The organism is Roseovarius sp. AK1035, from assembly GCF_003288315.1.
GTDB classification, from domain to species: domain Bacteria; phylum Pseudomonadota; class Alphaproteobacteria; order Rhodobacterales; family Rhodobacteraceae; genus Roseovarius; species Roseovarius mucosus_A.
In genome coordinates, this window is sequence record NZ_CP030099.1 from 3,159,434 (window position 1) to 3,180,741 (window position 21,308).

27 protein-coding genes are annotated in these 21,308 nt (G+C 59.6%); 3 read left to right on the forward strand and 24 right to left on the reverse strand.

The features are described 5' to 3' along the window. Window positions 1–59: 59 nt before the first annotated feature. From RAK1035_RS15065 to RAK1035_RS15075, 3 genes are read left to right on the forward strand one after another with little or no spacing between them, the layout of a single operon-like run. Window positions 60–1,382, forward strand: coding sequence for a M48 family metalloprotease (locus RAK1035_RS15065; protein ID WP_008280977.1), 1,323 nt, complete (start codon window positions 60–62; stop codon window positions 1,380–1,382). Then, entirely contained in the window at window positions 1,379–2,143 is a 765-nt protein-coding gene (locus RAK1035_RS15070; RefSeq protein ID WP_008280978.1) for a DsbA family protein, read from the forward strand. The genes RAK1035_RS15065 and RAK1035_RS15070 overlap by 4 nt, the downstream gene beginning before the upstream one ends. A 2-nt stretch (window positions 2,144–2,145) precedes the next feature. Further along, window positions 2,146–2,658, forward strand: a complete 513-nt coding sequence (locus RAK1035_RS15075; RefSeq protein ID WP_008280979.1) for a hypothetical protein — start codon at window positions 2,146–2,148, stop codon at window positions 2,656–2,658. A 56-nt stretch (window positions 2,659–2,714) separates the two neighbouring features. On the opposite strand, the gene nuoN is transcribed toward RAK1035_RS15075, so the two are convergent. The 24 genes from nuoN to RAK1035_RS15190 form a co-directional block, all read right to left on the reverse strand. Continuing rightward, window positions 2,715–4,148 (reverse strand): NADH-quinone oxidoreductase subunit NuoN, encoded by a 1,434-nt coding sequence (nuoN, locus tag RAK1035_RS15080; RefSeq protein WP_008280980.1) that lies wholly within the window; start codon window positions 4,146–4,148, stop codon window positions 2,715–2,717. Between the two features lie 17 nt (window positions 4,149–4,165). Further along, window positions 4,166–5,713, reverse strand: coding sequence for an NADH-quinone oxidoreductase subunit M (locus RAK1035_RS15085; RefSeq protein WP_037297629.1), 1,548 nt, complete (start codon window positions 5,711–5,713; stop codon window positions 4,166–4,168). Beyond that, a complete protein-coding gene (gene nuoL / locus RAK1035_RS15090; protein WP_008280982.1) occupies window positions 5,713–7,797 on the reverse strand; it encodes an NADH-quinone oxidoreductase subunit L in 2,085 nt (694 codons plus the stop codon). Before nuoL ends, RAK1035_RS15085 begins: the two co-directional genes overlap by 1 nt. Before the next feature lie 4 nt (window positions 7,798–7,801). Continuing rightward, entirely contained in the window at window positions 7,802–8,107 is a 306-nt protein-coding gene (gene nuoK, locus RAK1035_RS15095; RefSeq protein ID WP_008280983.1) for an NADH-quinone oxidoreductase subunit NuoK, read from the reverse strand. A gap of 4 nt (window positions 8,108–8,111) precedes the next feature. Beyond that, window positions 8,112–8,246, reverse strand: a complete 135-nt coding sequence (locus RAK1035_RS20670) for a hypothetical protein (RefSeq protein ID WP_008280984.1) — start codon at window positions 8,244–8,246, stop codon at window positions 8,112–8,114. Further along, entirely contained in the window at window positions 8,246–8,854 is a 609-nt protein-coding gene (locus tag RAK1035_RS15100; protein WP_008280985.1) for an NADH-quinone oxidoreductase subunit J, read from the reverse strand. The genes RAK1035_RS20670 and RAK1035_RS15100 overlap by 1 nt, the downstream gene beginning before the upstream one ends. Beyond that, entirely contained in the window at window positions 8,851–9,264 is a 414-nt protein-coding gene (locus RAK1035_RS15105; protein WP_008280986.1) for a carboxymuconolactone decarboxylase family protein, read from the reverse strand. The genes RAK1035_RS15100 and RAK1035_RS15105 overlap by 4 nt, the downstream gene beginning before the upstream one ends. Continuing rightward, the gene (gene nuoI / locus RAK1035_RS15110; protein WP_008280987.1) at window positions 9,261–9,755 is read right to left on the reverse strand and encodes an NADH-quinone oxidoreductase subunit NuoI; all 495 of its coding nucleotides are present in this window, start codon (window positions 9,753–9,755) and stop codon (window positions 9,261–9,263) included. The genes RAK1035_RS15105 and nuoI overlap by 4 nt, the downstream gene beginning before the upstream one ends. Window positions 9,756–9,758: 3 nt before the next feature. Further along, the gene (nuoH, locus tag RAK1035_RS15115) at window positions 9,759–10,796 is read right to left on the reverse strand and encodes an NADH-quinone oxidoreductase subunit NuoH (protein ID WP_008280988.1); all 1,038 of its coding nucleotides are present in this window, start codon (window positions 10,794–10,796) and stop codon (window positions 9,759–9,761) included. Window positions 10,797–10,803: 7 nt separating this feature from the next. Continuing rightward, on the reverse strand, window positions 10,804–11,187 hold the full coding sequence (locus RAK1035_RS15120; RefSeq protein ID WP_008280989.1) for a hypothetical protein: 384 nt from the start codon (window positions 11,185–11,187) through the stop codon (window positions 10,804–10,806). A gap of 2 nt (window positions 11,188–11,189) precedes the next feature. Next, the gene (nuoG, locus tag RAK1035_RS15125) at window positions 11,190–13,178 is read right to left on the reverse strand and encodes an NADH-quinone oxidoreductase subunit NuoG (RefSeq protein ID WP_008280990.1); all 1,989 of its coding nucleotides are present in this window, start codon (window positions 13,176–13,178) and stop codon (window positions 11,190–11,192) included. Between the two features lie 6 nt (window positions 13,179–13,184). After that, a complete protein-coding gene (locus RAK1035_RS15130) occupies window positions 13,185–13,595 on the reverse strand; it encodes a DUF5333 domain-containing protein (RefSeq protein WP_037297631.1) in 411 nt (136 codons plus the stop codon). A gap of 124 nt (window positions 13,596–13,719) precedes the next feature. After that, on the reverse strand, window positions 13,720–14,073 hold the full coding sequence (locus RAK1035_RS15135) for a hypothetical protein (RefSeq protein ID WP_008280992.1): 354 nt from the start codon (window positions 14,071–14,073) through the stop codon (window positions 13,720–13,722). Next, a complete protein-coding gene (gene nuoF / locus RAK1035_RS15140; RefSeq protein WP_008280993.1) occupies window positions 14,070–15,365 on the reverse strand; it encodes an NADH-quinone oxidoreductase subunit NuoF in 1,296 nt (431 codons plus the stop codon). The genes RAK1035_RS15135 and nuoF overlap by 4 nt, the downstream gene beginning before the upstream one ends. 4 nt (window positions 15,366–15,369) lie before the next feature. Further along, window positions 15,370–15,609: a DUF5337 domain-containing protein gene (locus RAK1035_RS15145; protein WP_008280994.1), complete on the reverse strand. Its 240-nt coding sequence runs from the start codon at window positions 15,607–15,609 to the stop codon at window positions 15,370–15,372. Beyond that, on the reverse strand, window positions 15,606–16,283 hold the full coding sequence (locus RAK1035_RS20705; RefSeq protein WP_008280995.1) for an NADH:ubiquinone oxidoreductase: 678 nt from the start codon (window positions 16,281–16,283) through the stop codon (window positions 15,606–15,608). Before RAK1035_RS20705 ends, RAK1035_RS15145 begins: the two co-directional genes overlap by 4 nt. A gap of 35 nt (window positions 16,284–16,318) precedes the next feature. Beyond that, window positions 16,319–17,509: an NADH-quinone oxidoreductase subunit E gene (locus RAK1035_RS15155; RefSeq protein WP_008280996.1), complete on the reverse strand. Its 1,191-nt coding sequence runs from the start codon at window positions 17,507–17,509 to the stop codon at window positions 16,319–16,321. A gap of 2 nt (window positions 17,510–17,511) precedes the next feature. Further along, window positions 17,512–17,793: a hypothetical protein gene (locus RAK1035_RS15160; RefSeq protein WP_008280997.1), complete on the reverse strand. Its 282-nt coding sequence runs from the start codon at window positions 17,791–17,793 to the stop codon at window positions 17,512–17,514. After that, window positions 17,790–18,023: a hypothetical protein gene (locus tag RAK1035_RS15165; RefSeq protein WP_008280998.1), complete on the reverse strand. Its 234-nt coding sequence runs from the start codon at window positions 18,021–18,023 to the stop codon at window positions 17,790–17,792. Before RAK1035_RS15165 ends, RAK1035_RS15160 begins: the two co-directional genes overlap by 4 nt. Then, window positions 18,020–18,382: a hypothetical protein gene (locus RAK1035_RS15170; protein ID WP_008280999.1), complete on the reverse strand. Its 363-nt coding sequence runs from the start codon at window positions 18,380–18,382 to the stop codon at window positions 18,020–18,022. The genes RAK1035_RS15165 and RAK1035_RS15170 overlap by 4 nt, the downstream gene beginning before the upstream one ends. Further along, window positions 18,382–19,602: an NADH-quinone oxidoreductase subunit D gene (locus RAK1035_RS15175; RefSeq protein WP_008281000.1), complete on the reverse strand. Its 1,221-nt coding sequence runs from the start codon at window positions 19,600–19,602 to the stop codon at window positions 18,382–18,384. Before RAK1035_RS15175 ends, RAK1035_RS15170 begins: the two co-directional genes overlap by 1 nt. Beyond that, window positions 19,602–20,204 (reverse strand): NADH-quinone oxidoreductase subunit C, encoded by a 603-nt coding sequence (locus RAK1035_RS15180; RefSeq protein ID WP_008281001.1) that lies wholly within the window; start codon window positions 20,202–20,204, stop codon window positions 19,602–19,604. The genes RAK1035_RS15175 and RAK1035_RS15180 overlap by 1 nt, the downstream gene beginning before the upstream one ends. Next, on the reverse strand, window positions 20,201–20,734 hold the full coding sequence (locus RAK1035_RS15185) for a NuoB/complex I 20 kDa subunit family protein (RefSeq protein ID WP_008281002.1): 534 nt from the start codon (window positions 20,732–20,734) through the stop codon (window positions 20,201–20,203). The genes RAK1035_RS15180 and RAK1035_RS15185 overlap by 4 nt, the downstream gene beginning before the upstream one ends. After that, a complete protein-coding gene (locus tag RAK1035_RS15190; protein WP_037297635.1) occupies window positions 20,725–21,090 on the reverse strand; it encodes an NADH-quinone oxidoreductase subunit A in 366 nt (121 codons plus the stop codon). Before RAK1035_RS15190 ends, RAK1035_RS15185 begins: the two co-directional genes overlap by 10 nt. Between the last annotated feature and the right edge of the window lie 218 nt (window positions 21,091–21,308).

Sequence of the window (21,308 nt, forward strand, 5' to 3'; positions counted from 1 at the left end):
TTTTCTCCTAGACTGACCCCACATGTGACCCGTCTCACTGGAAAAGGCCGCCAAGGTCAATGCTGCTTCTCCGTCTTGCCCTTCTCTCGCTTCTCCTGTCGCTGGCGCTGCCGGCGCGTGCCGTCACGCTCTTGCGCGACCCAGACATCGAACAGGCTTTGCGCGCGCTGGCCGCGCCAGTGCTCCAGGCGGCGGGGCTTAGCCCCGCGCGGGTGGATATCCTCGTGATTGACGATTCGAGCATGAATGCGTTTGTCATTGATGCCGACAGCATCTTTATCCATTCCGGCTTGATCCTTCGGATGGATACACCGGCCATGCTGCAATCTGTGATCGCGCATGAGGCCGCGCATATCGCCAATGGCCACCTGATGCGCCGCCCGATCAATGCCCGCAACGCCCGCACAGCAGCAGCGCTCGGAACGGCCCTTGCGGCGGTCGCTGGGGCCGCGGCGGGCAGTGGAGAGTTTGCGGTAGGGGCCGCTGCCGGGCTTCAAGGTGCGGCACTACGCAGCTTCTTTTCCCACACCCGCGCCGAAGAAAATGCCGCTGACGCCAGCGGCATGCGCTTTCTCATGGCCGCAGGAATTGACCTGCGCGGGGCGGTCCAGGTGATGGAGCTTTTTAACGGCCAAGAGGCGCTCTCGGTGAACCGACAGGATGCCTATGCCCGCACCCACCCCTTGTCGCGCGACCGGTTCCGCCGGATCACCCAATTGGCCGAAGCACAGGGCCGCACCGTCGCCCCCGATCCCGAGGCAACCTATTGGTTCGCCCGGGCCAAAAGCAAACTTTCCGCATTTCAACGCTCTCCCAAATGGACCCTGACCCGCGCCGGGGAATTTGGCTATCCTGACATAAAGCTGATGCGCCAGGCCATCGCCTATCACCGGCAGGCAGATTTGCGCCGCGCGCTGGCCGCGATTGACGGGGCTGTGGCTCTGCGGCCCAACGATCCCTATTTGCACGAATTGCGCGGTCAGATCCTCATGGAAAGCCGCCAGATCAAGCCCGCCGTTGCCGCCTATGCCCGCGCGGCCAACCTTGCCCCCAACAATGCGCTTATCCTTGGCTCTTATGGGCGCGCCCTCTTGGCCGACAATCAGACGCAAAAAGCCGTGCAATTTCTCGAAACCGCACGAAGCCGCGATGGCCGTGATATCCGCATCCTGCGTGATCTGGCGCAGGCCAACGCCAAGCTGGGCAACAATGGCATGGCCTCAGTGCTGACCGCTGAACGATATGCCATCGCGGGGCGGCTCAAAGATGCTAAGATACACGCCGAACGCGCCTCCAACCTCTTGCCCCGTGGTTCCGCCGCATGGCAAAGAGCACAGGATGTACTGTTCGCTGCAGAAGCCGAAGAAAAACGGAGAAAATGATCCTGATGCCACGTATGATCCTATCCGCCGCCAGCCTTGGCCTCTGCTTTGCCTTCGCACAGCCTGCCGCAGCTCTCGACCTTGAGAGCCTGAGCGACGCAGACCGCACGCTTTTGCGCGCTGAAATTCGCGAATACCTGCTGGCAAACCCCGAAGTGATCATGGAAGCAGTTGCCGTGCTGGAACAGCGCGAGGCCAAAGGTCAGGCCGAGGCCGATAGCGATCTGGTCAAGGTCAATGCCGAGGCGCTGTTCAATGATCCCAACTCTTGGGTCGGCGGCAATCTGGACGGCGATCTGACCCTTGTGGAATTCATGGACTATCGCTGCAGCTATTGCCGCCGCGCCCATGAAGACGTGAAGGGTCTGTTGGCCGCCGATGGCAACATCCGCTTTATCATCAAGGAATTCCCGATCCTGGGTGAAGAATCGGTTATGGCCTCGCGCTTTGCCATTGCCACGCGTCAGGTCGCAGGCGATGAGGCCTATGCATCTGTGCATGACGCCCTGATGGCATATTCGGGCAGCATGAGCGAAACGGGCTTTACCCGTCTGGCCGATTCACTCGGTCTTGATGCTCCGGCGATCATCGCCGAAATGAACAGTGACGCGGTGACCCAAGTGATCGCCGCCAATCACGCCCTTGGCCAACGGATGCAGATCAGCGGCACGCCCTCTTTCGTGATGGGCGATCAGATGCTGCGTGGGTATCTGCCACAGGACGCCATGCAGCGCATTGCCGACGAGATTCGCGCGCAATAACCATGCTGCGACGTTCCCTTTGGGCGGCCCTTGTTCTTGGGGCCGCTGGACCTGCATGGGCGCAGGACCTTCCGGATCAGTCACGCCCCCTCTTGGGCGCAGCGATCCGTGACGTCTTGATCGAAACACACTCGCTGCTTGCCCCTTTACGAGAGCCTATTCCGCTGACGGCCGCCGATCTTTATGGCGACGAGTCCGCGCGCGATCTGAACCTGCTCAAACGCGCTGCGCCGCGCCTCTTTGCACCTGATCTGCCCGGTTTCGGCCCCAAGGGTGCCACCGCCGCACTTGCGTTCTTTACGCAGGCGGATTGCGCCGATTGCGCCAGCGCCGAGGCCGAGTTGCGAGCGCTTTCAGACCGGCTTGGCCTGCGCATCAACACGTTCGATATGGCCAACGACATGGCCTTTGCCACCGAACTCGGTCTTGATATGGCACCCTCTTATGTCCTGCCGGATATGCTGCTGCGCGGGGCCATGCCCGCTATCGTGCTAGAAAAATACCTCACCCCATAAACAGGAAAGGCGCGCCACCGGGGCGCGCCTTTGGTCTCTTGCAAGGCAGATACAGCTTAGTTGACCAGCGTCGCTGCCGCGGCCTGTGCCATGGCCTCAATCCCGAACATATTGACGATACCAAGCAGCATCACCGCCGCTGATCCCATCAGGAACAGCCATTGCACCGCCGAACGGCCGGTTTGCAGCCCCGCGCCCTCTTCGCCAAAATACATGTAGAACACGATCCGCAGATAGTAAAAGGCACCAATCACCGAGGCGATAACGCCGGCAATCGCCAACCACGCCAACCCGCCCTCATAGGCGGCGCGCAGCACGTAGAGCTTGCCGAAAAAGCCCAAAAGCGGTGGCACACCGGCAAGGCTGAACAAAAGGATCAGCATGGCAAGTGCCCGGCCCGGCTCTGCACGCGAATACATCGCAAGGCTGCGAATATCCGTCACCGGTTGGCCATCCCGCTCCATCGAAAGGATAAATGCAAAGGTGCCGACGTTCATCGTGACATAGATCGCCATATAGATCAGCATCGCCTGCACGCCAAAGACCGTGCCTGCCGCCAGACCCATCAGCGCATAGCCCATATGTGCAATCGACGAATAGGCCATCAGACGCTTGATATCGGTCTGGCCAATCGCCGCAAAGGCCCCAAGGAACATCGACAGCAGTGCCAGAAGCGCCAGCACCTGCTGCCAATCCGCGACCACACCTCCGAATGCATCATGGACCACACGGGCAAATAGCCCCATTGCCGCCATCTTGGGGGCGGTGGCGAAGAATGCGGTAATAGGTGTCGGCGCGCCCTCATAGACATCCGGGGTCCACATATGGAACGGAACCGCCGAAATCTTGAACGCAAGACCCGAAATAACGAACACCAGACCGATCAAAAGGCCCACGGGCGCCTGACCTTCAGCCGCCGCAATGATCCCGGAAAACAGCGTCGTGCCCGCATAGCCATAGGTCAGCGACGCGCCATAGAGCAAGAGACCCGACGACAACGCGCCCAAAACGAAATACTTAAGGCCCGCTTCGGTTGATTTGGCGCTGTCCCGACGCAGCGACGCCACGACATAAAGCGACAGGGATTGCAATTCGAGGCCCATATAAAGCGCCATAAGATCGCCCGCGCTGACCATGACCATCATGCCAACCACAGCAAGCGCCACCAAGAGCGGATACTCAAACCGCAGGATACCGCGCCGCTGCATGTAATCCTGCCCCAGCACCAGCACCGCCGCTGCCGACAACAGGATCGTAACCTTGGCAAAGCGCGCAAAGCCATCGTCGTTGAACATTCCGCCAAAGGCCGTACGAGTGCCCTCGCCCGACGCACCGATCCAGATCGCCAACAAGGCAAACAGCCCCGCCGTCACCCAGACCAACATGCCCGCCATGCGGTCTTGCCCGGTATAGGCCACGCCCAACAGCGCCAAGATCGCATAGACCGAGAGCACGATCTCGGGCAGGATTATGGTTAGATCAGCCTGCATGTCTCAGGGCCTCCGGTTCAATGCGAGGTTTCGGCAAGTTGCGTCGTGGTCTGCGCCATCGCCTGTGCCGTCTCAACGTTGGAAATCAGCGCCTCAACCGAGGGGCCGGTGATATCGGTCACAAGCCGGGGATAGACCCCAAGCAACAACGTCATCACCACCAGCGGCGCAAAAATTGCCCGCTCGCGTTTGGTCATATCGGTGATCGTGCGCAGGCTCTCCTTGATCAGGTCGCCCATCACCACCCGGCGATACAGCCAGAGCGCATAGGCCGCCGACAGGATCACACCCGATGTGGCCACCGCCGCAACCCAAGTATTGACCTGAAACACACCCACAAGCGTCAAGAATTCACCCACAAAGCCAGAGGTGCCCGGAAGGCCCACATTCGCCATGGTGAAGAACATGAAGATCAGCGCATACGCGGGCATCCGGTTCACCAGACCGCCATAGGCGTCAATCTCGCGCGTGTGCATCCGGTCATAAATCACGCCGACGCAAAGAAAGAGCGCGCCCGAGATAAAGCCGTGGCTCAGCATCTGGAAAATCGCCCCATCCACGCCCTGCTGATTGGCCGCGAAAATCCCCATAGTCACGTAACCCATATGCGCCACTGACGAATAGGCGATCAGCTTTTTCATGTCGGACTGCGCCAGCGCCACCAGCGAGGTATAGACAATGGCAATGGCACTCATCCACAGCACCAGTGGCGTCAGAACCTCCGACCCGATCGGGAACATCGGTAGGCTAAAGCGCAAGAACCCATAGCCGCCCATCTTCAAGAGGATGGCCGCCAGCACAACCGACCCGGCTGTCGGCGCCTGCACGTGGGCATCCGGCAACCAGGTATGCACCGGCCACATCGGCATCTTGACCGCAAAGCTGGCAAAGAACGCCAGGAACATCAGCGTCTGCATCCCGCCGATCACCTGAACCCCGAGGATCGAGAATGTCTCGCTCTCGAATTCATGCTTGAGCAAGGCCGCGATATCCGTGGTGCCCGCATCCGAGAACATCGCCACCATCGCCACCAACATCAGCACAGAGCCAAGGAAGGTGTAGAGGAAGAACTTGAACGAGGCGTAAATCCGTTCCTTGCCGCCCCAGATCCCGATGATCAGGAACATCGGGATCAGCCCCGCCTCAAAGAAGAGGTAAAAGAGCACCAGATCCAGCGCCATGAACACGCCCAGCATGAGCGTTTCCAAAAGCAAGAAGGCGATCATGTATTCTTTGACGCGCGTGGTCACACCCCAGGACGCCGCGATAGTCAGAGGCATCATGAAGGTTGTCAGCATCACGAACAGAACACTGATCCCGTCCACGCCCATCTTGTATTTCAGGCCCAAAAGCCACTCGCGCTCTTCAACGAACTGAAACCCGGTATTGGAGGCGTCGAAATCAAACAGGATAAACAGCGACACGACAAATGTCAGCGTGGTGGCAATCAACGCCACCCATTTGGCATTGCGCTGTGCCGCCTCATCCGAACCACGCAGGAACACCGCAAGAATGGCCGCCGCGACCGCCGGGATGAAGGTCACAATGGAAAGCAGGTTGTCCATCAGTTGGCTCCCCCGAAGATCGTCATCCACGTCACCAGAACCGCGATCCCGATCACCATGGCAAAGGCATAGGTAAAGATGTAGCCGGATTGCGCCCGACCGGCGAGGCGGGTGAACCATGGGATGATCCCCATTGCCACGCCATTGATCGACCCGTCGATCACATCGCCATCGCCGCGCTTCCACAACAGATGGCCAAGCGCCTTAGAGGGCCGCACGAAGAGAAAATCAAAGATCTCGTCGAAATACCACTTGTTGAGCAGAAAGAGGTAGAGCGGGCGATTTGTCTCGGCGACACGGCGTGGCATCGCCGGATCCCAGATATAGAACCAGACTGCCATCAGGAACCCGGTCAGCATCGCAACAAAGGGGCTGACCTTGACCCATTTCGGGGCATGGTGCGCGTCATCCATCACGGTATTGTCGGGATGCATGAAGATGGCCCCCTGTGGTGCCTCACCCTGACCTATGGCCGGGGCATGCGCCTCTGCCGTTTCCTCCGCGTGATCCGCAGCACCCTCTGTGCCATGCCCCTCAGACGCCTCAGCATGATGCGCCGGGATGCCAAAGAACTTGTTCACACTCTCATGGCTGCCAAAGAAACTGTTGAACCAGATCATCCCGGCAAAGACCGCGCCAAGCGCCAGCACCCCCAGGGGCACCAGCATGACCATCGGGCTTTCATGGGCGTGCTCATGTGTGTGCTTGTCGCCCCGCGCCTCGCCAAAGAACGTCAGGAACATCAGACGCCAGCTATAGAATGACGTGAACAGCGCCGCGATCACCAGCATCCAGAACGCATAGCCGCCGTCCGTGCCCGCCCACGCGCTCTCGATCACCGCATCCTTGCTGAGGAACCCGGCAAAGCCGATATGTGTCAGGGGAATACCCACACCGGTAATGGCCAGCGTGCCGATCATCATCGCCCAGAACGTATAGGGCAACTTCTTGCGCAGACCGCCATAGTTGCGCATGTCCTGTTCGTGATGCATCCCGTGGATCACGGACCCCGCCCCAAGGAACAGCATCGCCTTGAAGAACGCATGCGTGAAAAGGTGGAACATCGCCACCGAATAGACGCCCAGACCAGCCGCCACAAACATATAGCCAAGCTGAGAGCAGGTCGAATATGCGATCACGCGCTTGATGTCATTCTGCACCAGACCCACGGTTGCCGCGAAAAACGCGGTGGTGGCCCCAAGGAAGACGACAAAGGTCATAGCTTCCGGCGCGTATTCCATCAGCGGCGACATGCGGCACACAAGGAACACCCCCGCCGTCACCATCGTCGCCGCGTGAATAAGGGCCGACACCGGAGTCGGGCCTTCCATCGCGTCCGGCAACCAGGTGTGCAGGAACAGCTGCGCAGATTTACCCATCGCGCCGATGAACAGCAAAACGGCAATCAGATTGGCCGCATTCCACTCTGTCCACAGGAACGTCAATTGCGTCTCTGCCAGCATGGGCGCTGCGGCAAAGATATCATCGAACTTGATCGAGTCCGTCAGGAAGTAAATCGCCATGATCCCAAGGGCAAAGCCGAAATCACCTACCCGGTTGACCACAAACGCCTTGATCGCCGCGGCATTGGCGCTCGGCTTGCGAAAGTAAAAGCCGATGAGCAGGTAAGAGGCAACGCCCACACCCTCCCAGCCAAAGAACATCTGAAGCAGGTTGTCCGACGTGACCAGCATCAGCATCGCGAATGTAAAGAACGACAGATACGCAAAAAAACGGGGCCGATAGCTCTCGTTTTCGCGGAAATTCTCGTCATGCGCCATGTAGCCCATGGAATACAGATGCACGAGCGCCGAGACGGTGGTGATCACGATCAACATGATCGCGGTCAGCCGGTCCATCCGAATGGCCCAAGCCGTATCCAGCGTGCCCGATTGCACCCAATCAAGCAGATGCACCTGATGCATGACCCCGTCATGCCCCAGAAACACGATCCAGCTCAGGATACAGGACAGAAACAGCAGGCCCGTCGTCAGCCATTGTGCGCCCTTGTCACCCAGGATGCGCCAGCCAAAACCCGCAAGGAGCGCGCCCACGAGAGGCGCGAAGAGGAGAATGGTTTCCATGGCTTCAGCCTTTCATCACATTGGCGTCTTCGACAGCAATCGTGCCGCGATTGCGGAAGAAACAAACGAGGATCGCAAGGCCAATCGCGGCCTCTGCGGCGGCAACGGTCAACACGAAAAGCGTGAACACCTGCCCCACCATATCGCCCAGATGCGACGAAAACGCCACAAGGTTGATATTCACCGAAAGCAGCATAAGTTCGATAGACATCAACAGGATGATGACATTCTTGCGGTTCAGGAAAAGGCCAAAGATACCGATGACGAACAGCGCTGCCGCCACCGTCAGATAATGTTCAAGTCCGATCATCGTTTCACCCTCTGACCCTCAATCTTCTTCTTTTCATGATGCGCAGGATGAAAAATCCCAGCACCATCTTTACACTCCAGATCGCGGCCAACCCCGCCAGCCCGAGGGCTGACACCGCATGATGCAGCAGATCCGCCATTACAGCCCCTGCCCCGGTTTCACATCCCGCAGTTCCATGGCTTTGGCCGGATCACGGTACATCTGCGCCAGCACATCCTGCCGTTTGACATCCGTGCGATGCCGCAGCGTAAGCACAATCGCCCCGATCATCGCCACCAACAGGATCAGACCCGAAAGCTGGAACAGGATGAAATAGGTATCATAGAGCAAGAGGCCCAAAGCGGCGGTGTTCTCAACCCCTTCGGGTGTCACCGCGCGGCGCGCCGCCTCGGCCCCATCCGCCATTTCCCAATTGCCGAACGCCAGCCCGAATTGCATGAGCAGGATCACCCCGATCAGCAGTGCCAAGGGCATGTATTTCGCCATTTCCGCCTTCAACTCGGCGAAATCGACGTCAAGCATCATCACCACGAACAAGAACAGCACCGCGACCGCGCCCACGTAGACGATAATGAGCAGCATCGCCACGAACTCTGCCCCCAAAAGCACGAAAAGCCCCGCAGCGCTGATGAACGACAGGATCAGCCAGAGCACCGAATGCACCGGGTTGCGGCTGATCACGGTCATCAACCCGCCGGTCAGCAGCGACACCGCAAAGAGATAAAAGGCCATGGCCGCAAACGTCATTTGTCTTTTCCTTCTTTATCGCCCTGGTCCATGACCTCGCGGGCGAAATCCATGGCGCGCGTCATCGAGGGGATGCCGGCGAACATCGCCATCTGCGCAATGGTCTCGGCAATCTCGTCACGGGTTGCCCCGGCCTCCAGCGCATGGCGCACGGTCATGCGGATTTGCGTGTCACTCTGCGCCCCCAGCATCGTCAGCCCGGCAAGGGTCAAGAGCAGGCGCGTCTTGGCATCCAGCCCCTCCTTGTTCAACCCCTTGCCAAAGCTCATTTCCATGAAATCCTTGGGCATGGTTGGCCACAGCGTTTCGAACCCTTTGGGCGAAAAGGATTCAAGCGCCGGATTGAGCGCCTTGGCCATTTCCTGAGCCTGACGCATCATCATCTCGAAGGGGTTGCTGGGATCGCTCATCGGTAGGGTGCATCCATCTCTAGGTTGCGGGCAATCTCGGCCTCCCAACGGTCGCCGTTCGCCAAGAGCCGCGCCTTGTCATAGAACAACTCTTCGCGGGTCTCGGTGGCAAACTCGAAATTCGGCCCTTCGACGATAGCATCAACCGGGCAGGCCTCTTGGCAGAAACCGCAATAGATGCATTTCGTCATGTCGATGTCATAGCGCGTGGTCCGGCGGCTGCCGTCGTCGCGCGGCTCTGCATCAATGGTGATGGCCTGTGCGGGGCAAATGGCCTCGCACAGCTTGCACGCGATACAGCGCTCTTCCCCATTGGGATAACGGCGCAACGCATGCTCTCCGCGAAAGCGCGGCGACAGAGGCCCCTTTTCATGCGGATAGTTGAGCGTGGCCTTGGGCGCGAAAAAGTATTTCAGCCCCAGTTTGAACCCTTTGAAGAAGTCGGAGAGCAGGAAATACCCCGCCGCACGGCCGTAATCTATCTTGGTCATGGATCAGCCTCCAATCGCCCAGCGGGCCCAAAAACCGCCCAGCACTTCGAATTTCGCAAGAAACGCCACGATCACCACCCAGCCCAAGGACATGGGCAGGAACACTTTCCAACCGATCCGCATAAGCTGATCGTAGCGGTAGCGCGGCGTGATCGCCTTGACCATGGCGAAGAGGAAGAAGAAAAACGCCATCTTGCCAATCATCCACAGCACGCCATCCGGCAGGCCCGGAATGGGCGACAGCCAGCCGCCGAAAAACAGCAGGCTCATCAATGCGCACATCAGGAAAATCGCGATATATTCCCCCGCCATGAACAAAAGGAACGGCGTCGAGGAATATTCCACCTGATAGCCAGCCACCAGCTCGGATTCCGCCTCAGGCAGGTCGAACGGCGGGCGGTTGGTCTCGGCCAATGCGCTGATAAAGAACAGGAACACCATCGGCAAATGCGGCAGCCAATACCAGCCAAAGAACCCATAGGCCGTATCCTGTGCGCCCACGATGGCACTGAAGTTGAGCGATCCGGTCGAAATGATCACACCAATGATGATCAAGCCCAGCGACACCTCATAGGAAATCATCTGCGCAGCAGAGCGCAAAGAGCCGAGGAATGGGTATTTGGAGTTTGACGCCCAGCCCCCCATGATCACGCCATAAACCTCAAGCGAGGACACCGCGAAAACAAAGAGCACCGCCACGTTGATATCCGACAGCACCCAGCCTTCGTTCATCGGAATAACGGCCCAAGCCAGCACCGCCAGAACGAAACTCGTCATCGGGGCCAGCATGAACACGGCCTTGTCGGCCCCCGCCGGAACCACGACCTCTTTGACCACGTATTTCAGCGCATCCGCCACCGTCTGCAACAGGCCCCAGGTGCCCACGACGTTCGGACCCCGGCGCATCTGCACGGCGGCCCAGATCTTGCGGTCGCCATAGACAAGGAACAAGAGCGAGACCATGACAAAGCCCACCACCGCAAGGCATTGTGCCAGGATGATCACGAAGGTTCCCAGCGGGGTTGTAAAGAATTCAGCCATCAGGTCCTCACACCATCGGTATTCCGTTTTCCGCACAATTGGCGGCGACGACTTCGGCGTCGATTGTCAGTAGTCCTCGGGGCAGCGCCGCCGAGATCGTATAAACCGCATCGCCCTGCCAGATGCCAGCCTCTTCCGAGACGCTTGTGCGCAGGTGGCGCGCAAAGCCGTAGCCCCGGATCAGCGCATATTGCGCAGCGGCGCATTCGGCATAGCGTTCCACGTCCAGTGGATCGCGCGCGCCACGCATGGACACGTGGAAATTCACCAGATCCCCATCCAAGAGCCGCGTCTCGATCCCCTGATAGTCAGGCGCAAAGGGCACAGGGGATGCACTCTCTGCGCAGCCCGCCAGCCCAAGCGCCACAGGCGATATGAGGGCCATGACCATCCTCACTCTGCCGCCATCGGTTGCGTGCCACGCGCCTTGGCATTGGCACTCAATTCCGCCATCAGCTCGCTCGCGCGGGCAATCGGGTTGGTCAGATAGAAATCCGCAATCGCCAACCGGAAATCAGCCTTGCCAAGCGCGGCTGTTTCCAGCGGTTGCCAGTCATTCGCGGGCACCTGATCCACCTTCTTGAGATGCGGCACCGCCTTGACCAGCGCCTGACGCAACTGCGCGATGCTGTCATAGGGCAGAACCGCGCCCAATTCGCCACTCAGCGCCCGAAGAATGGCCCAGTTTTCCTTGGCGTCACCGGGGGCAAAACCGGCGCGCAACGCCAATTGCGGGCGGCCTTCGGTATTGACGAACAGCCCCTGCTCCTCGGTATAGGCAGCGCCAGGCAGGATCACATCGGCGCGATGCGCGCCGCGATCACCATGGCTGCCCTGATAGATCACGAACGGCCCCGCCGCGATATCAACCTCATCCGCCCCAAGGTTATAGATCACATCGGCCCCGTCGATTGCGGCCTCTAGCCCACCCTCGGTCACAGCGCCCACATCCATCGCACCCACACGCCCGGCCGCAGTATGCAGCACCAGCATCCGGCCAGACAGCGCCATAGCCGCAGCCAGCACCGCCGCGCCATCGGCCTCGCGCAGTGCGCCCATGCCGACGATGACAATCGTATCCTCAGGCACGCTCAGCCCGCCAAGCGCGGCACGATCCGTGCCCGCATGGGTGTAGTCATAGGTAAGATCAACCTTGGGGCCAACCAGCGTGATATTGGCCCCCTTGATCCACGCCTTGCGCAGACGCGCATTCAGCACCGGCGCTTCAACCCGAGGATCGGTGCCAATCAGCACCACATTCTTGGCCGTATCAAGATCCTCGATACGGACATTCCCAACATAGCCGCTGCGATTGCCTGCAGGCAGACGGGCACTGTCAGTGCGGCATTCCACATGGCCACCCTGCCCCTCGATCAACGCCTTGAGCGCAAAGGCGGCCTCGACCGGCACAAGATCGCCGACCAGACCGGCCAGTTTCTTGGCCCCCTTGATGGCGCCTGCCACCTTGGCCAAGGCCTCAGCCCATGTGGCCACCCGCAGCTTGCCATTCTCCCGGATATAGGGCCGGTCCAGGCGCTGACGCCGCAACCCGTCCCAGACAAACCGTGTCTTGTCGGAAATCCATTCCTCGTTCACGCCGTCATGATTGCGCGGCAGGATGCGCATCACCTCGCGCCCCTTGCAATCAACGCGGATATTGCTGCCAAGCGCGTCCATCACGTCGATGGTCTCGGTCTTGGTCAATTCCCACGGGCGCGCGGTAAAGGCATAAGGCTTGCTTACAAGCGCCCCCACCGGACAAAGGTCGATGATATTGCCCTGCAAATTGCTATCGAGCGTTTGACCCAGATAGCTGGTGATCTCGGCATCTTCACCGCGTCCGGTCTGGCCCATCTGCATAATGCCGGCCACCTCAGAGGTGAAGCGCACACAGCGCGTGCAAGAGATGCAGCGCGTCATATGGGTCTCGACCAGCGGGCCAAGATCAAGATCCTCGCTCGCCCGCTTGGGCTCGCGGTAGCGGCTGAAATCAACGCCATAGGCCATGGCCTGATCCTGCAAGTCGCACTCGCCGCCCTGATCGCAGATCGGGCAATCCAGCGGGTGGTTGATCAGCAGAAACTCCATCACCCCCTCGCGGGCCTTCTTGACCATGGGGCTGTTGGTCTTGACCACCGGCGGCGTGCCATCCGGGCCGGGCCGCAGATCCTTGACCTGCATGGCACAGCTTGCGGCCGGTTTCGGCGGCCCACCCACGACCTCGACCAGACACATCCGGCAATTCCCAGCAATCGACAGACGCTCGTGATAGCAAAAACGCGGCACTTCGACCCCGGCCTGTTCACAAGCCTGAATGAGGGTCATTGCGCCCTCGACCTCGATCTCTTGATCGTCGATGATGATCTTGCGTAGGTCAGCCATGGTATCTCACTTTGCTTTCAGAAACTTGCCGATCGGGCTCTGTTTCGCGATTTCTGCTCGGCCAAGGTCGCACAGACTCGGGCCGTCATTGGGCATCGCCCCCATCGACCGGATATAGTCGTCACTGCGCCCGCGTATCTTTCTCTTCTCGGCTTTGTCCGAGATATAGGCGTCAATCTCGGCCTCGGTGTAACCGCGCGACTGCGCCTCGGCTTTGAGCGCGCGCATATAAGAAATCGCGGTCATAACCCGTGGCGAGATATCACCACAGCGTTTGCGGATTTCATCGGCGACCGCCATGTAAAACAGGCCCTGATTGATATCGGCCTCTTGCGCCAGCGATTCGGCACGCACAGCGGCCACGCCGCTCGAAACACCCAGACCAAGGCTCAGGACAAAAGACAGGATCATACGCATCAGATCATTCCTTTCATATCAGTGCAGGCGCAGGCCATCACGGCACGCCCATCTGCATCGCAGATGGGTCCGATGCCGCCTGCTATGCAATAGCAAGCGTGGCAAACCCCTGATATGAAACGGTTTATGACCATATGATACAGCGTCCCCTCACCGATACCGTATCCCCGGAACGCGCATAGACAGGCCCTTCTGCACCCGCAGGAACGCCAACCCATTCAATCTCGGACGTGCCGAAATTATCCAGACAATAGCGCGTCGCCTCATAAAGCGCCGCTTGCTGTGCGCCTTCGACCCCGCGACCGGCCCGCCGCACAAAGGCGGTGAAATTGCGTCGGTCTTCCTTTTCGGCCCGCGCCTTGCCGGGGTAATAGTTGCCGTTGAACAGCACACGCTCTTCGCGCTGGGCACAGCCGACAAGCATAGCCAACGCGATCACAAACAGCCCGCCCCGGCGGTATTTCTGCAGCACGCTCATTCCGCCGCCACTGCGCTGACGCGACCGGTGCGTTTGGCCTTGATCCGGTCCTCGATCTCGTCGCGGAAGTTGCGGATAAGGCCCTGAATGGGCCACGCCGCCGCATCGCCTAGCGCGCAGATTGTGTGGCCCTCAACCTGCTTGGTCACGTCAAGCAGCATGTCGATTTCCTCGACCTCCGCCTCGCCCCGAACCAGACGATCCATCACCCGCATCATCCAGCCGGTGCCCTCCCGGCAGGGCGTGCACTGTCCACAGCTTTCATGCTTGTAGAATTTCGAGAGCCGCCAGATCGCCTTGATCATGTCGGTTGATTTATCCATCACGATCACCGCTGCGGTGCCAAGGCCCGACCGCTGCTCGCGCAGGTAATCAAAATCCATGATCGCCTCGCGCATGAATTCGCCGCGAATGCAGGGCACAGACGACCCGCCGGGAATAACCGCCTTGAGGTTGTCCCAACCGCCGCGAATGCCGCCGCAATGTTTCTCGATCAATTCCTCGAACGTGATCGACATGGCCTCTTCAACCACGCAGGGGTTATTCACATGTCCCGAAATCGCAAAAAGCTTGGTGCCCGAATTGTTGGGTCGGCCAAAGCCTGAAAACCACTCTGGCCCGCGCCGCAGGATGGTGGGCACCACCGCAATCGATTCCACATTGTTCACCGTCGTCGGGCAACCATAAAGACCAGCCCCCGCCGGGAACGGCGGCTTCATCCGGGGCATCCCCTTCTTGCCCTCAAGGCTTTCGAGCAGGGCCGTTTCCTCGCCACAGATATAGGCACCCGCGCCATGATGCAGGTAGATGTCGAAATCCCAGCCGGATTTGCAGGCGTTCTTGCCCACCAGACCGGCGGCATAGGCCTCATCAATCGCGGTCTGGAGCGCCTCTTTCTCGCGGATATATTCGCCGCGAATATAGATATAGCAGGCATGCGCATTCATCGCGAAGGACGCGATCAGACAGCCTTCGATCAGCGTATGGGGATCATGGCGCATGATCTCGCGGTCTTTGCAGGTGCCCGGCTCGGATTCATCCGCATTCACCACCAGATAGGATGGCCGCCCGTCGCTTTCCTTGGGCATGAACGACCATTTAAGGCCCGTGGGAAAGCCCGCGCCGCCGCGCCCGCGCAACCCGCTGGCCTTCATCTGGTTCACGATCCAGTCACGCCCGTTCTGCAATATCTTGGCCGTGCCATCCCAATGCCCACGCGCCAAGGCCCCCTTGAGGCTGCGATCGTGCATCCCGTAGAGATTGGTAAAGATACGGTCCTGGTCCTTGAGCATTCCGCTACCCCTGATTATCCCGGCGCAAGCGCCAGATTTGATAAGTCACCACCAACGCCCAGATAAAGGCGGCGATGGCGGCCAGATCGAACAGAAAGACGAACCGGATCGGCCATCCCATCTGCGCGCCCAGCCATTGCGCCGCCATCCAGATCAGCATGGTCGCCGCAATCACCACACCCACGGTGCGGCCCTTGCGTGCCATTTGCCTGTCTCTGTCTTGCCCGCGCATCGCTTGCATCATTCCTCGTAAACGCCGCCATGTGCGACGCGATTGGAAAACTCTGTCTCGCCTCCTGCGGCGAGGATCTTGGCCTGTTCGACCCAATTGTCCCGGCTAACCCGGCCCTTGAACCCTTTAAGGTTCTGATCGACCCACGCAACCTCTGCTGCAGACCAGCCCGCGATCTGGTCAAAGTGATAAAAGCCCAGTTCGTGACACAGCACTTCAAGTTTGGGCCCTACGCCCTTGATCTGCTTGAGATCATCCGCCGCACCATCACGCGGGGCCGCAAGCGCCGCAGGCTTCGTGCCCTCTGCATCTGCCTCTGCTTCCACCTCAACCGGTGCCGCCGCCACACTCACAGACGCCGATTGCGCCGGTGAGGCCACCGGAGAGGCGGCAGGTGCTGGGGCCTCCTCCTCGACATCCGGCGCCTTGTAGCCGGTAATCCCCGTCATATCCCGCAACGTCGCCTCGACATCCCGCACCTCGATCCCGCGATCCCCAGCGTTATAGCCGGTGCAGACCAGACCGGTGATGACCAGACCAAAGAACACCGCAAAGGCCAGCCCCAACAAAAGCGCAGCAAAGAACCCAACCGCACCGGATGTGGACCAGATCACCAGAACCCCAGACAAGAGCGCGAGGCCCCAGCTTATGATCTGGCAAGTGCTCAGTTTCGACGTATCAGACATGACAGTTACCCCCTGTTGTGTTCAGCCAGGCGTATTCAGTAGACGCCACCTTTCTTGGCCCGGGCAGAGAACTCCGTCTCCTTGCCGTCAGCCAACAATCTTGCCTGCTCAACCCAGTTGTCCCGGCTGACCCGCCCCTTGAAACCCTCAAGGTTCTGATCGACCCAACTGATCTCTTCCTCCGTCCATTTTGCGATCTGGTCAAAGTGGTAAAAACCCATGCTGTGCAAAAGCTGCTCCAGCTTGGGGCCGACACCTTTGATCATCTTCAGATCATCCGCGCCACTCTTGCGCGGTGCGCTCAGCACTTTGGGCTTTTTGCCCGGCGTGGGCTCGGCCCCGGCCTTCACGGGCTTGGCCGCCGGTTCAACCGCTGGCTTCGCCGTCGGTGTGGCCTGTGCCTCGGCCTTCGTGGCTCCGGTGGCATCCGCAGGCGTGGCAGGGGAAACCTTGGTCACAATGGCAACAGGCTCTGCGTTCTGCTTGACGGCTGATGGCGCGGGCTTGTGCATCGCGCCCTTGTCACGCCAGGGTGTCAACAGCGGCACCTCAGTCCCATCAATCCGCTTGACCGTATCGCCAATATCAACCGCCGCTTGCACGCTGGCATTATACTGTGCGCGGCCACTGTCAAAATCCTTGAGGCTGGTCAGCCCCGATTTCGGCTCGGCGGCATAGCGGCCATTCTGCGGCCCCGGCACAGGCACCTTGCCTGCCGCCAATTCGTCGATAATCTCGGCAAAGCGGGCGGCGGTCAGATCCTCGTAATAATCCTTGCCGATCTGGGCCATGGGCGCATTGGCACAGGCCCCAAGGCATTCCACCTCTTCCCAGGAAAACTTGCCATCCGCCGACAGATCAAACGCCTTGGGCGCTATTTTGTCTTTGCATACGGCAATCAGATCCTCGGCACCGCAGATCATACAGGTGGTGGTGCCGCAAATCTGGAAATGTGCCACGCTGCCCACGGGCTGCAACTGGAACATGAAATAGAACGTCGCCACCTCAAGGGCGCGGATGTAATCCATCGCCAGCATGTCAGCCACATGCTCGATTGCCGGACGGCTCAGCCAGCCCTCCTGCTCCTGCGCGCGCCACAAAAGCGGGATGATCGCGCTGGCCTGACGACCCTCGGGATATTTGCTGATCTGCCCCTCGGCCCAGGCCTGATTGGCGGGGCTAAAGGCAAAACTCTCGGGCTGTTGATGATAGAGACGACGTAGCATTCTCAGGCACAGGCTCCTGTAGTCAGTTTCACGCCCCCATCAGGCAGCCGAACGGCTCCGCCCGAGGACAGTTTATAGGCGGTGATGTCAAGCAGTTGCTGCCGCTCCAACCCGGTCTGGATTTCAGCAGCCAGATAGTCTGGCTCGGTCACAAGGCGGCAGCCCAAGGATTTTGCGGCCGCATCATAACGGGCAATACCCTCTGCGCCCACACCCTCTGGCGGCAGGGCACATCCGGCCAGAACTCCAAACGCGGCCAGTGCCGCAAGACGCACCATGATCATAGGGCACACACCTCTTGTGAAATCGAGACGAAGGTATCGTTGGTGTTCGTCACCACCTCCCCCTCTTGGAAAATCCTGCCGATGACCAGATGCAGCCCCGTGTCGACCAACCCGGCCTCTGGTACCCTCTTGCTGGGCTGAGAGGGCGATAGCTGACCGGCACGCGCGCCACGCGCACCCGCGAAATCAGCGACCGGCGCGCAAACCGTCAGCGTATCAAAACCGCTCATGATCCCTGCCCAATCGCCAAAACCGTTACACCGAACACGATCAAAGCTGCGATTCCCGCGCCGATGTGTTTGCTCACCGCCTGCCCCGCACGGGCGTAGATCCAGGAATCATGAAACGCCATATAGGCGAACGCCGCGAAAAGAAGCGCGATCACCTTTAAATCCCCGTACACAGTCGCCCCGACCGCCAGCACCAGCATTGCCACATAGCGATTGGCCATCACCTGCGGCAGTTGCTCGGCGCGATGGCTTGTTGCCACCATGCCTGCCACCGGGTCGCGCAGGAACAGGGCTGCCAACGCCCCCGTCACCAGCACTCCCGCGCCCGAAAGCGCTATGGCAAGGCTCGCCCAGCTCATTACCGGTCGATCTCCCCAAAGACGACGTCCATCGTCCCGATGATCGCCGCCACATCGGCCAGTTGATGCCCTTTGGCGACATGATCCATCGCCTGCAAATGCAAGAAGCCCGGCGCGCGCAGCTTGGCGCGGTAGGGGCGGTTGGTGCCATCCGCGACCAGATACACGCCAAACTCACCCTTGGGGGCCTCGACAGCGGCATAAACCTCGCCCTCAGGCACACGGAAGCCTTCGGTATAGAGCTTGAAGTGGTGAATAAGCGCTTCCATCGAGCGCTTCATCTCAGCGCGCGCAGGCGGGGTGATCTTGCCCCGCGCCAGAATATCGCCCTGCCCCTCGGGCGCGCGCAATTTGGCAATCGCCTGATGGATGATCCGCAGGGATTGGCGCATTTCTTCCATCCGGCACAGATAGCGATCATAGCAGTCGCCATTCTTGCCCACCGGAATGAGGAAATCGAACTCGTCATAGCACTCATAGGGCTGCGCGCGGCGCAAATCCCACGCCATGCCAGACCCGCGCACCATCACACCGCTAAAGCCCCAATCAAGCGCCTCTTGCTGGCTGATAATGCCAATATCAGCATTGCGCTGCTTGAAGATGCGGTTTTCGGTCAAAAGCCCGTCGATATCATCCAGCACGCGGGGGAATTCATTGGCCCAGGTCTCGATATCGTCGATCAACGCCGGCGGCAGATCCTGATGCACGCCACCGGGGCGAAAATAGGCCGCGTGCAAACGCGCGCCGCAGGCCCGCTCATAGAACACCATCAGCTTTTCGCGCTCTTCAAAGCCCCAGAGCGGCGGCGTCAGCGCGCCCACATCCATCGCCTGCGTGGTGACGTTCAACAGGTGATTAAGAACGCGCCCAATCTCGCAATACAGCACCCGAATAAGGCTTGCCCGGCGCGGCACCTCGACCCCTGTCAGCTTTTCGATGGCCAGACACCAGGCATGTTCCTGATTCATCGGCGCCACATAATCCAGCCGGTCAAAATAAGGCAGGTTTTGCAGATAGGTGCGGCTCTCCATCAGCTTTTCGGTGCCGCGATGCAGCAGGCCGATATGCGGATCACAGCGCTCCACCAACTCGCCGTCCAGCTCCAGCACCAGACGCAAAACGCCATGTGCTGCAGGGTGTTGCGGGCCAAAGTTGATGTTGAAATTGCGGATCTTCTGCTCGCCGGTCAGGGCGTCATCGAAACCTTTGCTGCCGTCCATCACTTCGCCCCCTTCTCATCACCGGGCAGGATGTATTCGGCACCCTCCCACGGGCTCATGAAATCGAACTGCCGGTATTCCTGCACCAGGCTCACAGGCTCATAAACCACGCGCTTTTGCACCTCGTCATAGCGCACTTCGGTATAGCCCGTAGTCGGGAAATCCTTGCGCAGCGGATGCCCGCGAAACCCGTAATCGGTCAGGATACGCCGCAAATCCGGGTGGCCAGAAAAGAGGATCCCAAACATATCAAACACTTCGCGCTCGAACCAATTGGCCGCCGGATAGGCCTCGGTGATCGAGGGCACCATATCTTCATCACGCACAGCCACGCGCAAACGGATGCGGTGGTTCTGATACATGCTGAGGAAATGATAGACGACATCGAACCGCTTGGCCCGGTCGGGGTAATCCACCGCCGTAATATCCACCAGCGTGGAAAAGGCACAGTTCTGGTCGGTTTTCAGAAACTCCGCCAACCCATCAATATGGTTCAGCGCCACATCCACCGTCAATTCGCCAAAGGCGACATCCCAGCCCAGCACACAATCGCCGCGCTTATGCTCGATATAGCCGCCAAGTTCCTTGAGTGTTGCGCTCATCTGACAATTGTCCCCGTGCGGCGAATCTTGCGTTGCAATTGCAGGATACCGTAAACCAGCGCCTCGGCGGTCGGCGGGCAACCCGGCACATAGATATCAACCGGCACGATGCGGTCGCAGCCGCGCACAACGCTATAGCTGTAGTGGTAATAGCCGCCGCCATTGGCACAGGAACCCATCGAGATCACATACCGCGGCTCGGGCATCTGGTCATAGACCTTGCGCAGCGCCGGGGCCATCTTGTTGGTCAGCGTTCCCGCCACGATCATTACATCCGATTGACGTGGGCTGGCGCGCGGCGCAAAGCCAAAGCGCTCCACATCATAGCGCGGCATGGCAGTGTGCATCATCTCGACCGCGCAGCAGGCCAGACCAAAGGTCATCCAGTGCAACGACCCTGTGCGCGCCCAATTGATGATATCCTCGGTCGAGGTCAGCAGAAAACCTTTGTCCTGCAACTCGGCATTAAGCGCTTGCGTTGCAACCTCGCGATCCGGCCCTGCGGTATGGGCACCCGTCATCACTGCCATTCCATCGCTCCTTTGCGCCATTCATAGGCAAACCCGGCTGTCAGCACGGCCAGAAATACCATCATCGACCAGAACGCCGTCATGCTCAGATCCTGAAACGCGACAGCCCATGGAAACAGCAGCGCAATTTCGAGGTCAAAAATGATGAACAGGATCGACACGAGGTAGAATCGCACGTCGAACTTCATCCGCGCATCGTCAAAGGCGTTAAAGCCGCATTCATACGCGCTGACCTTTTCGGGATCGGGGTTGCGCACGGCCAGAACAACGGCGGCGAGGATCAGAACAAGGCCCAATCCAATGGCAACGGCCAGGAAAACGAGGATGGGAAGGTATTCCCTCAGCATCTCTTCCACGAGGTGGCTCCTTTCATGCGCATGGATCGGCGCATCAAGATGGCTGCATGACTACGCCGGGTTTAAACCCGCCCCGGTCAGGGGTCAACCGAGCGCGCGCAGGTTTGCCCCCCCCAAACGCCGGAATTTCGCGTTTTGCATGCGACGGTATGCCGAATAAGCCCAGAAAACCCCGCAGAACAGCGTTTTCACATGCCGGAACGCGGCAAATCCGCGCG